The organism is Paraburkholderia sp. J41, from assembly GCF_905220235.1.
Taxonomy (GTDB): Bacteria; Pseudomonadota; Gammaproteobacteria; order Burkholderiales; family Burkholderiaceae; genus Paraburkholderia.
In genome coordinates, this window is the sequence record NZ_CAJMZE010000013.1 from 78,295 (window position 1) to 94,635 (window position 16,341).

At 60.1% G+C, this 16,341-nt stretch carries 11 protein-coding genes and 1 pseudogene; 5 read left to right on the forward strand and 7 right to left on the reverse strand.

Features of this window, described 5'->3' with window-relative positions:
- Positions 1-151 precede the first annotated feature (151 nt).
- On the forward strand, positions 152-1,783 hold the full coding sequence (locus tag U5805_RS15780; RefSeq protein ID WP_322104418.1) for a tetratricopeptide repeat-containing glycosyltransferase family protein: 1,632 nt from the start codon (positions 152-154) through the stop codon (positions 1,781-1,783).
- A gap of 12 nt (positions 1,784-1,795) precedes the next feature.
- Here U5805_RS15780 and U5805_RS15785 read toward each other — a convergent pair.
- Positions 1,796-2,364, reverse strand: a pseudogene (locus tag U5805_RS15785) (transposase).
- 442 nt (positions 2,365-2,806) lie between these two features.
- Here U5805_RS15785 and U5805_RS15790 point away from each other — a divergent pair.
- Together U5805_RS15790 and U5805_RS15795 are read left to right on the forward strand one after the other, a co-directional pair.
- Positions 2,807-3,337 carry a hypothetical protein gene (locus U5805_RS15790; protein WP_322104419.1) on the forward strand — a complete coding sequence of 177 codons (531 nt, stop codon included), beginning with the start codon at positions 2,807-2,809 and terminating at the stop codon, positions 3,335-3,337.
- 899 nt (positions 3,338-4,236) lie between these two features.
- Positions 4,237-6,072 carry a tetratricopeptide repeat-containing glycosyltransferase family protein gene (locus U5805_RS15795; RefSeq protein WP_322104420.1) on the forward strand — a complete coding sequence of 612 codons (1,836 nt, stop codon included), beginning with the start codon at positions 4,237-4,239 and terminating at the stop codon, positions 6,070-6,072.
- A gap of 281 nt (positions 6,073-6,353) precedes the next feature.
- Here U5805_RS15795 and U5805_RS15800 read toward each other — a convergent pair whose 3' ends face one another.
- Positions 6,354-7,283 carry a glycosyltransferase gene (locus U5805_RS15800; RefSeq protein ID WP_322104421.1) on the reverse strand — a complete coding sequence of 310 codons (930 nt, stop codon included), beginning with the start codon at positions 7,281-7,283 and terminating at the stop codon, positions 6,354-6,356.
- 1 nt (position 7,284) lies between these two features.
- The gene (locus U5805_RS15805) at positions 7,285-8,073 is read right to left on the reverse strand and encodes a hypothetical protein (RefSeq protein ID WP_322104422.1); all 789 of its coding nucleotides are present in this window, start codon (positions 8,071-8,073) and stop codon (positions 7,285-7,287) included.
- A gap of 296 nt (positions 8,074-8,369) precedes the next feature.
- On the opposite strand from U5805_RS15805, the gene U5805_RS15810 reads away from it, so the two are divergent.
- Complete coding sequence (locus tag U5805_RS15810; RefSeq protein WP_322104423.1) at positions 8,370-8,810, forward strand: hypothetical protein; 441 nt, start codon at positions 8,370-8,372, stop codon at positions 8,808-8,810.
- 219 nt (positions 8,811-9,029) lie between these two features.
- Here the strand turns inward: U5805_RS15810 and U5805_RS15815 are convergent, their stop codons facing one another.
- The 3 genes from U5805_RS15815 to U5805_RS15825 all read right to left on the reverse strand — a co-directional run bounded on the left by U5805_RS15815 (position 9,030) and on the right by U5805_RS15825 (position 13,141).
- On the reverse strand, positions 9,030-11,063 hold the full coding sequence (locus U5805_RS15815) for a tannase/feruloyl esterase family alpha/beta hydrolase (protein ID WP_322104424.1): 2,034 nt from the start codon (positions 11,061-11,063) through the stop codon (positions 9,030-9,032).
- Positions 11,060-12,169 carry an OpgC domain-containing protein gene (opgC, locus tag U5805_RS15820; protein ID WP_322104425.1) on the reverse strand — a complete coding sequence of 370 codons (1,110 nt, stop codon included), beginning with the start codon at positions 12,167-12,169 and terminating at the stop codon, positions 11,060-11,062. Before opgC ends, U5805_RS15815 begins: the two co-directional genes overlap by 4 nt.
- Positions 12,170-12,643: 474 nt before the next feature.
- Positions 12,644-13,141 (reverse strand): GAF domain-containing protein, encoded by a 498-nt coding sequence (locus U5805_RS15825; RefSeq protein ID WP_322104426.1) that lies wholly within the window; start codon positions 13,139-13,141, stop codon positions 12,644-12,646.
- Here U5805_RS15825 and U5805_RS15830 point away from each other — a divergent pair.
- Positions 13,140-13,346 carry a hypothetical protein gene (locus U5805_RS15830; protein ID WP_322104427.1) on the forward strand — a complete coding sequence of 69 codons (207 nt, stop codon included), beginning with the start codon at positions 13,140-13,142 and terminating at the stop codon, positions 13,344-13,346. The genes U5805_RS15825 and U5805_RS15830 overlap by 2 nt on opposite strands.
- Before the next feature lie 16 nt (positions 13,347-13,362).
- Here U5805_RS15830 and U5805_RS15835 read toward each other — a convergent pair whose 3' ends face one another.
- Positions 13,363-16,161 (reverse strand): putative bifunctional diguanylate cyclase/phosphodiesterase, encoded by a 2,799-nt coding sequence (locus U5805_RS15835; protein WP_322104428.1) that lies wholly within the window; start codon positions 16,159-16,161, stop codon positions 13,363-13,365.
- Between the last annotated feature and the right edge of the window lie 180 nt (positions 16,162-16,341).

Genomic DNA, 16,341 nt, shown 5'->3' on the forward strand with positions numbered 1-16,341 from the left:
TTTTAAGGGTTGACCGGGAGCCAGATTGCGCGGTGACAAATCTTGCACCTGCCCAACGTCTATTTTTAAGTTCAGTGAACACGACATATTTATTATCTTGCGAAGCGCGATTTATTCCCGCCGACCGTGCGCTACCCGTCGAGGTGAATCCATGATTGCAGAGGTTCAAGATGGTGATTGCCTGCCCGAAATGCGCCAGACCGCTGCAACGCTCTACCAAAAGGGGAGATATGAGGAAGCAGTCGCCCTTATAAAACCACTGCTCACATCGCCACATGTTGATGCACAGCTTTTGAACCTGGCCGCCGCATGTTGTTTGTCGATGGGGCGAGCGCAGGAGGCTGCGGGACTTTGGCAACAAATGCTGGACCGGCAACCCAACCATTACGATGCGCTGAACAACCTCGGCGTTGTGCTCAGTGAGCTTGACCGAATGGAAGATGCCGAAGCATGCTTTCGGCGCGCGCTCGCCGTCACACCCGGCCACCCCGGCGCGTACATCAACATCGGACGCCTATTTGCGCGGCTTCGCCGTTTTGAGGAAGCCGAGCATGCCTACCGACATGCAATCGTCCTGCAACCTCAATCCTTTGAGGCCTGGCAGAATCTCGGTGTGATGTATCGAGAGCAGCGGCGGTTGCCGGAAGCAGCATCGGCATTGGGACACGCACTCGCGGAAAATCCACACGACGCCAGCACGCACTTTGATCTTGGTGTCGTACTCACGCTGCAAAAGCGCCTCGACGAGGCGGAAACTTCGTATCGACAGGTTTTGGCGCTTTCACCGCATCATTTCGAAGCAAAACAAAATCTCGCTCATCTACTGCTCTCGCTCGGAAAATTCGAGGAGGGGTGGGAACTCTATGAAACCCGATACGATCCCGCCTGGCCCCAGCGAGTTGTCACACCGCCGGCAGTCGATTATCCAGTCTGGCGCGGAGAGGATCTGTCGGGTAAATCGCTCCTCGTTTATTCGGAGCAAGGACACGGCGATAGTTTGCAGTTTTGCCGTTATCTGACCGCGTTAAAAGCTTGTGGTCTCTCGAAACTTACCGTTGTCTGTTCTGAGGAATTGCAGCCACTGCTGGAACTTATAGCGGGCGTTGATTTATGCATATCGCCCGAGAGGTTGGATAGCGCTCCACGGCATGATTACCTGTGCCTGATGATGAGCTTGCCGTGTCGGTTCCGAACTACGCTCCATTGCGTTCCCGCCTCCACGCCATATCTGCGGGTACCACGTGAACGGATCGCGAAGTGGGCAGGCCGGCTTCCTGGCAATCGTTTCAAGGTAGGTCTTGTCTGGGCCGGAGCGCCACGCGTGCACCGGCCAGAACTAAACGCTGTTGACCGCTTGCGCTCCTTCGACGCGATCACTTATATACCGCTGCTGCGCATTCCCGGGATTACGTTCGTGAGCCTTCAAAAAGGGGAGACGACACAGATGCAGATCAATGCGATACCCGCTGATTTGCGCCCCCTGGATCTCATGCATGACGTACACGACTTTGCGGATACGGCCGCCATAATCGAACAACTGGATTTGGTTATAACCGTCGACACGGCAATCGCGCATCTAGCCGGCGCCCTGGATAAGCCTGTCTGGATTCTTTCACGCAACGATGCTTGCTGGAGATGGTTGAATGACCGCGACGATTCCCCTTGGTATCCGAGCGCTCGCCTGTTCCGCCAGCCTTCGCCAGGTCATTGGGACGAGGTGATTAGCCGAGTAACGTGTGAACTCGCGAATCGAGCATTCGAATTTAGTCGTCGTGTCGGTTAAGCATTTGAGCGGCTAACACCAGTCATCAACGAAGCGGAACGGATAACGGCAGCAGCCAGTGAGCGCGACGCAACACGAATGCCGAGACGACGCTCGAAACGAATGCGCAGTTTGCGGAAATCGGTAAACCAGGCATGCGTGCGCTCGACTACCCAGCGAGCGCTGCCTTAGGTAATGAAGGCGGTGTGCAAAGTCATAACCTTTGTCTGCATGAAGCTTGCCCGGACGTTTGCGAGGCTGTCCGTTCAGGCCCGGTACCGCCGGAATGGCATCAAGCGTGCGTTCGAATGCCGTCGAATCGTGCCGGTTGGTACCCGTGACCGTGATGGCCAACGGAACGCCGCGCGCATCTACGACGATGTGCGGGGTTGGAAACACTGGCGGCATCATCCCGCTGCCGAAGCCCAATTCTTTCGGCAAGTGTTCCCATGCAATGCCTGTTTGCAGGACATACTGGATGCCGTTCAATGCTGCGCGGTCATCCACCGTCCGGCGGCGGCCCCTTTGGGCGACGGCGTGAATACCGGAATCAGCGGCTCCAGCATCGCCCATAACTCGTTATTGATTTTTCGTCTGGCCATGCCGCCACGATATGGCTTTCATGGCGTCACGTCCAGGTTGTGTTAGCTGCTCTTACACAATCTATAGAAAACATGCACGACATGGACCGACATGTAAGTTAACCCACAACTTCGCTCGCGTAAATCGCGCACAAGCATTTCCAAATGTGCTTCTATGCGTCTGTCTGCATTTCTTCACGGCGAAACATGCACGCGCCTGACAGCGTGCCAAAACATCACCTCTCTGCTTTACCAATTCAGCATGACCAGGCTCACGAGCCACTGGATAACGCGGCCGGTAAAACATTGTCAATTCCGCTGAGAAGTATTTGATTCGCTGTACCTGAGTCGCCGAGAATCAGCCGGCGCACTCATCGGTGCGCACCCTGCCGGGTGGCCGCAGGATCATTTGGTCGATTAGACCCGCCATCCCAGAATGGGAATTTAATCAAGGAAAAATAAAATGAAGAAACAAAAGCGCATCTGGGCAACGTTGTTCGCGGCAGTATTTTGTGTCGTAAGCACGTCGTTCGCCGGCCATGCCTATGCAGAAGGGCAGCAAGCCCAGGGGGAGTACATACCTGTGGCAAAGGACTTCTTTGGTAAATGGAAGCTTGTCGGCGCCGGTATTATGCAGCCACAGGATTTCCATGGAAAACCGTCCCAAAAGCAGGAAAAGGCGGCGGACCTATATCAACAGGGCAAGCTCGCGTTCTATCAGAGCTTCGATTATCTGGAGATTACGGCCGACGGCCACTACAACTTCCACCAGCCCGGCGATCCCGCAGGCATGTGCGTGTGGTGCGGAACATGGTCCTTCAAGGGTGGTTCGTTGTGGCTCTCAACGAGCACGAATCACTGGGAATCGCGAGACACGGCCCCCAGGCTGGATGAATACGCCAAAGGGGGGGATATCCAGATGACTTTTACCAAGGAAAGCAACAAGACTTCCCTAGACCGATGGCAAGCTTTTGGCTGGAAAAAGCTTAATTAATCAAATCGGCGTTGTCAGCAGTGGGCCGGATTCCGCAGCAAGTCCGGCCGCCGCTTCATCAACTCGGAATGCTGGCTAACCGACAACTGCTTCTCGCGGAAAATGCATGCATTGGCTTGCCAGATGCGCTTCGGAGCGTTGCGTAGTCCGCAATAAGTTTCTCACCAAGGCGGTCCACAACCTGGCATGGCATCTCGATGCCGAAGCGACAGATTTGCTTCCACTCGGATCGCAATAAAAATATCGCTTCGTCTCAGTCCGCATTAAATCTGACGCCTCACGTCGCAGCACGGCCGATCCGAATTTCAGCGGCTCGATCAGCGCAAGCGCAGTTTTGCTGAAAAATGCAGCCCTGTCGCTAACATCTCTTAGCGACAGGGCTGCATTAAAAGTGACTTTGTTCATCACATGTCCCCGTGCGCACCCTCTCTGACGGATTTTGCTTGCGCGCAGCTTTCGAGGGTGGGCAACATTTGATCAATCTTGAATTCAGCCCAGAATACCGGGAAATTTCTGCGGTTTTCTGCCGGAACTGGGTTCCCCTGTAAATAGGGATCGACTATTCTTCCGGCGTTGTTCGGCGATCACTTAAATCGTATGCCGTGTCCCGGCTGCGGGTGATCCCCGGCGGCGCGCCTTTCACGATCCGGTCCAGGTTCGGGTAGCCCACATTGGCATCAGTGAGCCGGTTGTCGAGAGAAGATCAGTGCTTTGCCTTGTTACCCGGCAATTGAATGGCAGTTAATTAGTTATCCGAAAATCAATAAAAATATAAAGTTTAAATGGGTTTAACTGGTTATTCAGCATAGAGTTTGAATGAAAATCCCATCTAAACTCTGTGTCAAAGGCATAACTGCCACCGTTGATTAAATTTCGCTTGAACTTGCCAATTAATTTCCATGCCTGACTTTCAGAATGCACTTGAAGCTCATCGGAGCGGCGCTTTCGACGAGGCACAACGCGGCTACCACCGCGTTCTACAGAACCATCCTCAGCACGCGGATGCAATCCATCTTCTCGGGTTGATCGAGTTTCAGCACGGTCGACTAAGTGCGGCGGAGTCTCTGATTCGGAAAGCGCTATCCATCGGGGAGTCGGCAATATATTATGATAATTTGGGCAACGTACTGACAGAGAAACGTCATCATGATGCGGCCGAGGCGGCATATCGGCGTGCAATAGAGCTTGATTTTCACTACGCGTCATCGCACTACAATTTCGGCACTCTGTGCCTGAACACAGGGCGCGTTGACGGCGCGGAAGAAGCATTTCGTCGTGCGATCGCGTTACAGCCCGGGTTCATCGAGGCCTATCACAATCTGAGCTTTGTCCTCTCCACAACGGGGCGTCACGCAGAGGCAGAACAGACGTTGCAAACGGCGCGAGAATTCAATCCAACGTGTGCTCGCACATACCGGCGTCTTGGTAGATTGAAATTGCTGTCCAAGGACTATCGTGAAGCAGAGGTCCTTTTTCGTCGGGCGATTGAGCTTGAACCCAATGATGCTGCATCGCTGAGCGGTCTTGCCGCTGCGCTCACCGGACAAGGACGGATCGAGGAGGCGCTCGTTGCGAGTACATCAGCGCTCGCAATTGATCCTCGCCATGTCGACGCGTTGATCAATCGGGGCGCGGCGTTGCTCATGGCAGATCAACTCGATGGAGCTGAGGTCGCACTGCGATCGGCACTGGCTTTGGAGGGTAACCACTCAGTAGCCAAGTTTAATCTTTCTGTAATACTGCTTAAGCGCGGTCGATACGAAGAGGGGTGGGAATTGCATGAAGCACGCAACGATCTCGCCCAAGATTGCGTGAGCACGAGACCATTTCCGATTGACTTCTGCGAATGGCAAGGCGAATCGCTGCTGGGAAAATCGTTGCTTGTTCTCGGGGAGCAGGGATGCGGCGACATTCTACAGTTTTGTCGATACCTACCGATGCTAAAAGAGCTTGGTGCGGTGCGCGTGACAGTGGTCTGCCCAGAGAGTTTGAGGCGCCTTATTGAAAAGATGGATGGCGTAGATTCTTGTATGCGCCCCGAGAGCATGCGCGATCTCCCGCGGCATGATTTTTGGTGCTTCATCTCAAGCCTACCGTTGCGCTTCAAAACAACACTCTGTTCGATTCCGCGGAAGATGCCCTATCTCACCACTTCGATGGAGGCGCTGGCACGTTGGAGGGCACGTTTACCCGCAGGTGGGTTTAAGGTTGGCCTGGTCTGGGCCGGCGATCCGCGACAGCATATGCCGGATGCGAACCTCGTAGATCGCCGCCGCTCGCTTCATGCACGCGATTTCGAACCTTTGCTAAAGCTGCCTGGGGTGACTTTCGTCAGCCTGCAACTCGGCACGACCACGCGTCCACAGATCGAGGCAATCGAGCCGCATTTGCGTCCCTTGGACCCGATGGGAGAAGTTGCCGATTTCGCAGACACTGCCGCCATTATCGAATGCCTGGATCTCGTCGTCACGGTTGATACTTCGACAGCGCATCTCACGGGTGCGTTGAATCGTCCGGTATGGATTCTGTCGCGTTTTGATGGATGCTGGCGATGGCTTATCGGTCGTGACGACTCGCCTTGGTATCCATCAGCGCGGTTGTTCCGGCAAGAGCGTCCCGGAGAATGGGGCGACGTAATTGAACGTGTAACGAACGCCTTGGCGGTAGAGGTTGCACAATTTTCGCCTGTCCTCGACCAGCGACATCCAAGCGAAGATCCCGCCGGTGGAAGGTAGGGTGTGCGGGCGTCGTCTGGCGATCATGGGCGGCGACTGATCTGAAAATGCCTGCATGTTTTCGACGGAGCCGGGCACATGACGGACTGTTCACAGAGCTCGACGGCACTGATTTTCCGCGATTACCACGCGCCGACGGTGTATCGGTATATTGCTGCGCTGCGTGCAGCCTGAGTAAAGGTAATCAGTAATTACTAAGGATTGCTTCCCGATAGTCACGGGGATGGGCGGAGGCATTTGTCAGTGCGCGCGCGTCGCGAGTCGCGAATCCTGGCCGGGCGTTACAGCAATCCCCGCAGGTAGGAGTTCCACTCCAGGATGCGGCGGTCCCACGCGTAAAAGTGGTTGAAGTAATCGACTTGCTGTGCGCGCAAACGCTCGTTTTCGGCCCTTCGTTCCCGGATTGAACGGATTTCGTGATCCAGTACATGCGCGAAACGGCTTGCGTGGACCTGCATGTCTTCCGCAAACGGGTAGAGACGTGCAAAATTCGCGCAAGTTTCAGGCAATCCTCCGTACGCCGCGCAGACCGTAAGACACCCTGCGGACATTGCCTCGATGGCCGCGATACAGCTCGTCTCTGGCTCGAGATTGGGATACGCGAAGATATCGCTCTCACACAGCGCGAGACGCACCGTCGCGTTGGACTGTGCTCCGTGATAGCGGATACGAGGGTGAGCCACACAGCGTTCAAATAGCGAGCGATAGGGTTCGTCGCGTTTAGCCCAGCCATAGAGACTGAAGCTCGAAAAGACGTCGAGTTCGATGTCGGTATGGTGTGCCGCCAGATGCTCGAATACCGGTACAAGGACCGCGAGTCCGCGATCCGGCGCGCTGTGATAGATTAGCCGGACGCGATCAGCGCGCCGAGAGCGAAATGACCCGAACGGCTCAATCGCGTTTTGTAGGACCGTCATGTCCGCATACGGCACACCCGGGATCAGGTGATACAGCATCGCCTGGTAGTGCGATACGCAAACGATGCCCGCAAACATCGCACGATTGGCAGCCTGTTCGAGCAAGCCGGCTTCTTCCCGGCAAGGCTTGTTGTGCAACCACAGGATGCGCTTGCGGCGTGGATCGAGGTTCCGAACTCGACCCGGGATGATCTGAAAATGCTTCGCAAGTTCCGGATCCAGCCGAGCGTGCAGTGCATCCAGCATCAGTTCGGTGCCACCACGCGAGATTACGCTCTGTTCATTTGCTTCCATGTTAGCGGTCACCGCCGATGGCCGTTTCGGGAGTGACCGCAAGGGATGCACCAAAATCGCCGTGCCATGTGTACATACCCTGGTGGGACAATTTTGACTGGGTATCGACATAGACGCGACCGCCGATATCGCGCCAGCGACGGCAGAACGCGTAGTCTTCCGAAAGATATCGGCCCGTCGACGGCTCTACCATGACGTCGAAAAAGCGGTAGCAAAGATCGTGCATTTGGGTATTGTGCGGCCCATCTGGCACATATTTAAGCTCGGGTAGCCGTTCTACCATGGATTCGATCACAGTTCGCCGGATGCACATAAATCCCGTCGGCGCTTCGCTTACTTCGAGGAATCCGTCACTGTCGACATTGGTCGATACGCCATCGTGCGCGTTTACCGGGTAGCGTAAGTATCGCTGGGTGAAAGTCTCTCTGGTGAGACCAGCCGGAAGTTCCACTGGCCAGTCAAAGCGCTTGATAGGGTAGACCCCGGCAACGACATCCCGATCGGCCAACAACAGGCGGAAAACCTGATCGACGGAAAAACCGATATCGGCGTCGATCCAGAACAGATGTGTCAGGCTGGCGTCGAGCAGGAAGCGTGCAACGGCCTCGTTGCGTGCCCGCGTGATCAGGCTCTCGCCCGATTCTATTCGCACGACGCCCCGCATGCCGCTTTCCCACAGACCGTTGTTAAGTGCGAGCAAACTGTTCGCGAAGTTCGCTCCAACATTTCCGGCATAGCAGGGCGTCATGAACAGCGGCTTCATTGAGGAAAGGGCGGAGGGGTCAAGCATGATTGAATACCCGTTGTGGCGACATAGCAGGGCCTCGTGCAATATCGCGACAAGAAGAGGCCTGCAAAAGGAGACTGGTGGAAAACTCAACGCGAGGTAGCTTCGCAAAGGCCAGAGACCATATCGGTCAATGCATTTGGCGTCTATCGAAAAACCTGATCGGGTTGACGCACGTCTTGTCACGAATCATGGTGTACCACCCGGACGAACCCGCCGTGACGTCTCGAATCAAAGCAACATGCTGGTGCCGATCTTGGCGCCAATGGTTTTCGCTTATCTGCCTAAGGAACATGCAAATGAATCAATCTGCGGTAGCTGACGTCTACCGTCGATTCGCCGAACGGCGAGACCCCGAACTTTTTCGTTCCGAGGTCAAAATGACGATGTACTCGGATGCCATCCTTTTGACTTCACGCGAGTTGCCCCCATTATTAACGACATTGCAGGTGCTCTGGTTCACCGCTCTCAGCGAAGATTTGATGCTTCGAGGTGGTGTCTCGTATGGTCGCTACTGGGAACGTAGACACGGCGATCACTTGATGGTCGTTAGCGACGCCCTCGTTGCAGCGGTAAAAATCGAAGGAATGATCGGCGTACCGGCTATTGCCCTTGCGGACGACATTGAAATCCCGCTCGACTTTTGGGTCCCGAGATTCGCTCATGGACCATATGCCGTACCGCTGTTGCACTTTTGGAAACTGTGCCAAAGACGCTACCGGCGTTTTCAACAGAGGTAGGGAGCAGCACGTGAAAGATAGCGAGAATGACCCGCACAGCTTGATGCAATTCACAGGCGCAACGTGAACCTCGCAAGGTTGCGCGAATACAATTTCCCTTAAATCGACGAACTTAATCGACGAAAGTCAACCAGCAAAAAGTCAATCCGCCAACGCGAGCGTTCCACCACATCGCATTCTTCGCGATCGCGCGCGCGCCACCTCTCCGTCTCGCTCTCCTCAAGGCGAGGCAATCTCCGAACTCTCGCAAACAAAGCTGCTCGCCCGGTTCACATTGCCCTTGCCCACATAGCGCGCGAACGCCGGATAGCGGCACAGCGGCCGCGTGCGGCCATTGCTCGCTTCCGTGAGGTCGGTCATGAGCAGCGTTTCGGGCGCGACGCCGTGCGCGACCCAATCGTCGAGCGCGCCCAGCAAATCGACGGACGGAATGAATACGCCGTTGCCGTGCTGATAACCGGGCACCATGTAGAGACGCATGAAGCTGTCCACGCGCGCCTCGCCGTAACGCGCGACCAGCCCGTTGTAATAGGCGATGGTCTGGTTCGGGCTGATGACTTCGTCGGCGAGACCTTGCAGCGTGATGAGCTTGCCGCCGCGCGCCATGTAGTGCGACATGTCCGGGTTCATCGCGCCGATGGTCGCGGAAAGCGTCACGAGGCGCTGCTGATAGCGGCCCGGATGCGCCACGTCGAAATGCGACGAGTCGAAGGTCGGGTCGTGCGTGACGAAATACTTCACGTAGGCGTCGCCTTGCGCGTACAAATAGCCGTTGGCGATGAATTCGGGCTGCGGCAGCGGTTGCGGCGAATGCGCGAGGCCCAGGCCGCTCGTGAAGCGCGTGCCCTGAAACACGTTGTAGCCGTGATAACCCGTCACGTTCCATGCGAGCGCATAAGGCAGGCGCAAACCGTCGCGCAACTGTTCGAGCGTGGCCAGTTGCGGCGGCGTGAGGCAGTTGTCGATGTTGGACGGATCTTGCAGCTTGCAGCGCAGCGAGTCGACGATTTCCGGCTCTTTCGCGCGGCATGCCTGCACGTCGCTGATGAGACCGTCGGCCGCGCCGTCGAGCGCGTCGCAGGCCGCGAGCGTGCGCGCGTACACGCGTTCCAGCAGATGCGGCGGAATGAAGCCGCCCGGCGTGCGATATTCGTCCTGGCCGACTTCCACGCCCAAGAGCCGCACGCCCGAGAAGTTGAGCGCAGGCGCGTTGGCGATCACGCCGTCGTAGTCGTCGGGGTAGCGCTGGATTACCGTGTAGCCCTCGCGGCCGCCCGTCGATCCGCCGGCGAAATACATGTACTGCGGCGCGCGCCCGTAGCCGCGCTCGATCAGCGCGAGCGCCACGTCGTGCGTTTTCTTCAGATGCGCGTAGCCGAAGTTGGTCACTGCTTCGTCGAGCAGGCCGAAGTTCGCCTGCGAGGAATCGCCGATATGGCCCGAGTCGTCGCCGAAGGTGGCATAGCCGCGCGCGAGCGGCGCGCGGTCCGGCGAGAACGGCACGGGGCCGGTGCCCGTCACCACCACGCCGCTGTAGCCGCCGCCGCCGAATTGCAGCGCGCGGCCGTTCCAGCGGCTCGGCAGATTGATTTCGAAGCGGATATCGGGCGTGCCCGCCGTTTGCGGCCGGATCACGCCCGTGAGGCGGCAATAGTCGCCGTTCTGGTTGCCGGTGGCCGTGGCCGGAATCATGGCGGCGGTTTGCACGAGCGCGCCGCCCGTCGGCAAGCCGATGGCGGCGCTCGGCAGCAGCGCGCCCGCGAGATCGGCGCAATGCAGCGGCAGCGCGGGCGTGCGTTGCGCATGCGCGTGCGCGCTCGCCAGAAGCGTGAGCGTGGCGAGCGTCAGCGTGCGCAGCGCCGCGCGCGCGTGGAGCACAGGAAGCGCAGGAAGCGCTTTGTACAGCGCTGAGCCAGCCGCGACCGATGCGACCGGCTCGACCGAACCGCCCGACGCGCTCGAACCGACCGACCCGCCCGACCCGCCCGAATCGACTGAATCGACCGAACCGACTGAATCGACCGAACCGCCCGACGCGCCCGACGCGCCCGACGCGCCCGAATCGACCGGCGCGACCGAATCGACCGAATCGACCGACACGCCCGAATCGACCGAATCGACCGGCGCGCCCGAATCGACCGGCGCGACCGAACCGCCCGAACCGCCCGAACCGCCCGAACCGCCCGAACCGCCCGAACCGCCCGAACCGCCGGAAGCAATCGGCGGGCGGGCTTCGCCCGTCCCACGCCTCATCGGCAGCCGGCGCCGTTGACGGCCGCGCGCGCCTTGTGGCGTCCGAGCGTGCCGCGCCACGCTTTCGCGAGCATGAGCGTCGCGCCGATCGCCACGGCGTCGCCCGCGAGCGCCGCCGCGAATCCAGCCGCGCCGTGCAGCGCGCGCGGCGTGGCCGTATCGACGAAAAGCGAGATCATCGTGCCGCCGACGAAGCACACGAGCCCCGTGCGCCCCACGGTCACCACGGCGGGCAGGCGTTCGGCAAGGCGCGCGATCGTGCCGCGATGGACGAAATACGCGGCGAGGATAGCGATGCCGATAAAGTTGACGACGCGCGAGAAGGCGAGATGCTGTTTCATGGCACCGGGCAAAGGTTGAGTCAGAACGAGCAGCTTGACCGCCGCGAACGCCGCGACGGCCGCGAGCGCCGCCCGCAAGATCCAGCGCGCCGTGGCCGAAGCCTTGAAATCGGCGCTCATCGGATGCAGCCGGCAAAGTATGCCGAACACGAACATCAATTGCCAGGCGAACGGGTTGAACGACCAGTCGGGCAGATCGCTCACGCGCAGCAGCGCCGCGAGTTGCGGCGCGAGCGCCCAGATCACGAGGCTCGCGGTGAGCGCCGCGAACGGCGCGCGGCGGGCGAACGGCACCGCGGCTGGAATGCAGAGCGCAAATATGACATACATCGGCAGCACGCTCGACAAATAGGGCTGGCGCGCGAGCGAGAGAATATGCAGCGTTTCGCGCACCGGATGCGCGGCAAACGGCGCCCAGCCGCTCAGGTTTGCGGCGCTCGCGTTCAGGTGCAGCGCGGCGAGCAGCGCGCCGGAAAGCAGCGTGAGCACGGCGGTGAGCAGATACGCGCGGTAGATTTCCCAGCCGCGCTTGAAAAAGCGCCCTTGCGCCGCGCCCACGCCGCGATGCGAGAGCACCGCTTCGTACGCCGCCGCCGAGGCATAGCCGCCGAGAAACACGAACACTTCGGCGGAATCGCACAGCGCATAGGCGTGCAGCGTCAGATGCGAGAGCGCGCTGCCGGGAATGTGATCGAGCACGATCACGATCAGCACGATGCCGCGAAAAAAGTCGACTTCGATCGAACGTCCCGGACGGGATTCCATGTGGCCCTCGCGAAGCGTGCGGGCCGCCGCAGGTGTTGCCGCGACCGCGCGATGAAAGGAGAAGGCAAGCCAGCCGCGCTTGCTCTTTCCTCTCCGAACGGCAGTCGCAGATATTGTTCCCCGGAGATCGCGGCGCGGCCCGCAAAGTGTCCGTAAAAGCGGGAGATGGCGCGCGAGCCATTTCGTTGTCACGAACGCGCCAGATTGCGAACTGCGTTTCGGGAAATGCGGGCAGGGCGGGCAAGCGGGCAGGGAAGCGGGCAGGAAAGCGGGCAGGGAAGCGGGCAGGAAAGCGGGCAGGGAAGCGGACGCGAGACGAATGAAAGCGCAATGAAAAACGCGCCGTTCCGCATGAACCGAAACAGCGCGTTGGCACGATATTGGACCGGACCGGACCGGACCGGATCACGTCGATGCGGCCGGGCGCAAAGCCCGCGGAGAAAGCCGGCGGCAGTGCGAGACGTGCGAGACGCGTCAGCCGCGCTTCCAGCCGTATTGAATGAAGGTGCGGCAGAGCAATTCCATGCCCTTGGCGTCGTCTTCGTCGAAGCGCGCGAGGTGCGGGCTGTCCACGTCCCAAACGCCGATCAGTTCGCCCTCGGGCGTGACGAGCGGCACGACGATCTCCGACTGCGAAGCGGAGTCGCAAGCGATATGGCCGGGGAACGCGTGTACGTCGCGCACGACCTGGGTTTCGCGCGTGGCCGCCGCCGTGCCGCACACGCCCTTGCCGAGCGGAATGCGCACGCAGGCAGGTTTGCCCTGGAACGGGCCGACCACGAGTTCGGCACCGTCGAACGAATAGAAGCCGGCCCAGTTCAGGCCGTCGAGCGAGTGGAACACGAGCGAGGCGAAGTTCGCGGCGTTCGCGATGACGTCGGATTCGCCTTCGATGAGCGAGCGCGCCTGTGCGGCAAGCGTTTCGTAACGGGCGGCTTTTTCGGCGGGCAAGGAATCGGAAATCGTGAACATGAGTCGGTCGATCGAGTTAAGGCGCGCCCGCCCGAACGGCGAACGCGTGGTGGAGCGAACCGCGATTTTATCAACATTGCGAAATTGCGCTGCGCTGTTCTACGCCATGTTTTCGCGCTTCGCTTTCGTGCCTTGTTTTCGTGCCTCGCTTTCGTGCCTTGTTTTCGTGCTTCGTTTTCGTGTCTCGTTGCGTGCCGCGCCGTGACCGGCCGGCATACAACTCAGTCCGCCCACGTATTCGATAAGGAATCCGAAGCTTGACGGCTCGCTTCGAACCAGGCGAACGCGTTGGCGGCGTCGGCGGGGCGCGCGTACCAGTAGCCTTGCGCCTCGTCGCAACCGTTTTCGACCAGGAAGTCGAGCTGGCGGCGCGTCTCCACGCCTTCGGCCACTACGCGCATGCCGAGCGTTTGCCCGAGCGCGAGCACGGCTTTCACGATCACCTCGTCCGCGTGCGAGCGGCCGATGCCTCTCACGAACGACATATCGAGCTTGAGCCGGTCCGCCATGAAGCTGCGGATATAGCCGAGGCTCGAATAGCCGGAGCCAAAATCGTCGATGGCGATGGAAAGGCCCATGTCGCGCAGCGCGCGCAGCGTCGCGAGCGAGCGCGGCGCCATCAGCACGCCTTCGGTGATCTCGAGTTCGATGTTGCGCGGGCTTACGCCGGTGCGCGCGAGCGTGGCCGCGACCATGCGCGGCAAATCCGAGCGCGCGAACTGCACGGGCGACACGTTCACGGAAACCACGATGTCGGGATAGTGCTGCGCCCACGCGCGCGTTTGGCGGCACGCCGCCTCAAACACGAATTCGCCGATCGGCACGATCAGCCCGTTTTCCTCCGCGAGCGGAATGAACAGCGCGGGGCTCACCGCGCCGCGCTCCGCGTCGTGCCAGCGCACGAGCGCCTCGAATCCCGAAGCTTCGCCCGTATGCGGATTCACGCGCGGCTGATACGCGAGCGTGAAGTCGCGCTGCGTCACCGCGCGCCGCAGCGCGTTCATGAGGCTCGTGCGTTCGAGATTCTGCGCGGCGAGATGCTCGTCGAACACCTGCATGCTGTTCGGGCCGACCGACTTCGCGCGGTACATGGCCGAATCGGCATATTTGAGCAAGGTGTCGGGGTCGCGCGAGTGGTCGGGGAACACGGCCACGCCCACGCTCGCCTGGGTCGCGACGACCTTGTTGCCGATGAGAAAGCCGTGGGTGAGCGACTCCTTCATCGCGGCCGCCGCGTCGACGAAACTGTCGAGGCCGCCGCGCCCGTACAGCACGGCCACGAATTCGTCGCCTGCATAGCGTGCAACGATTTCGCCGCTCGCGACGTGGTCCAGCAGGCGGCGCGCGACTTCGCAGAGCACTTCGTCGCCGGCGGCGTGGCCGAGCGAATCGTTGATCTCCTTGAAGTTGTCGAGGTCGAAGAAAGCCAGCGCCATTTTCTGGCGCTCCTTCATCGCGAGCTGAATCGTTTCGTGCAGCCGCGCGGTGAGGCCGAGCCGGTTCGGCAAATGCGTGAGCGCGTCCTCGCTGGCTTGCGTGCGCAACTGCTCCTGATAGCGGATGCGCTCGGACACGTCGCTGAACACGGTGACGCAATGCGTGGGCCGTTGATGCTCGTCGAGCACGGGCGCGACGTGCAGCGCGATCCAGTAAGGCGCGCCGTCGGGTTTGAAGCATTGCAGCAAGCCGGTCCCCTCGCTGGCCGATTGCATCGCAGTCCGAATGGTTTGCGCTTGCGCCGAAGCCGGGTCGATGCCGAGCATCGCCCAATGCTCGGCGCCCGTTGCGTCGCGCACGCTGCGGCCCGTGATGCGCTCGAACGCGCCGTTCGCATAGGTGATGGTGTTCTCGCCGTCGATGCGCTGCGAAATCACGACCGCGTTGTTGGTCGCTTCGAGCGCGCGGCTGCGAACGCGCAATTCGTCCTTCGCTTCTTCGTGCGCGGTGACGTCGTGCGCGGTCACGAAGCACGCTTCGCGGCCCGCATAGTCGAGCAGGTGATACGCGATATCCACGAAGAGGATGGAGCCGTCCGCGCGCTTGTGGCGGCGCACGCCGCCTGGGCCGCTGCGATGTCCCGATTCGACGGAGCGCTTGAGGTCGCGGCGGAATGCCTCGACGTCGGCGAGCGGGCGCAGTTCGTCGATGGACATCGCGCGCAATTGCTGCAACGTCGCGCCGTACTGGCGCTGCGCGGCCGCGTTGGCGGTAAGTATGGCCAGGTCGCGAACGTCGAATATCAGCATTGCAATGGGATGCTGCTCGAAATACTCGCGAAAACGCCGCTCGCCCTCTAGCGCGACGATCTTCGCCGCGTTGCGCGCGAGCGCCGCGCGGTGGCTCGTGTACAACGCGAAGATCAGCAACAGCGCGCCCGCCGCCGACGCCGCGATCAGCGACATCTTCTGGCGCGCGAGCTGCGCCTGCGCACTCATCTGCATCGCGCGAATCTGGTCGCGCTCCTGGCTGCGCAGTTCGGTGAGCAAGGTCATGATCGAACTGAGCGTGTCGTTGGCGTGCTGCAAGAGCGCCGGTTCGAGTTTCGAGCCGGCGTCGGCGAGCGCGATGTTGCGCGCGGCGGCGTCGAGCTGCTCGGGCCACACGGCGCTCAAGGTGCGCAACTCGCGGATCATGCGGGCGATGTGCGGGCCGCCCGCGAAGTCGCTTTCGAGCCGGTCATAAATGCCGGCCACGGCGGCGGCGCGTTTGATCGGCCACGCGCGCGACGTATAGCCGGCGATGCCCACGCCTTTGAGGAAGTCGGTATTGGCCGCCATGTGCAGCGTGAGCAGACCTTCGAGTTCGGTCGTCACGTTCAGCGCCTGTTGCAGCCGCTCGTCCTGCGCGCTGCGCGAGAGCGCGGCATTGATCGCCGCGCCCACGGAAAGGCACAGCACGATCGCCACGGCCAGCGCGATAAAAGGCGACTTGCCGATATAGCGGCGTGCTTTCCACGCCTTCGGCTCTCTCAATGTTCTGGTTTGCACTACGTTCATTGCCGCGAAAACGGGGAACGCCATGCCGTTCGCCTGACGCATTCGGTCGGCATGGGCGAAGGGAGATTTGCGGCGGTCTGCGCGCACCGTGGCGTGCGCAGACCCGGACGTTCAGCGCCCGTTCGACGCAAAGGCGGCGAACGGGCTTTCCAGCGTAATAACGGTTAGTTCGAGTGGCGCTTGAGTCAGTGTAAATACCTGGCT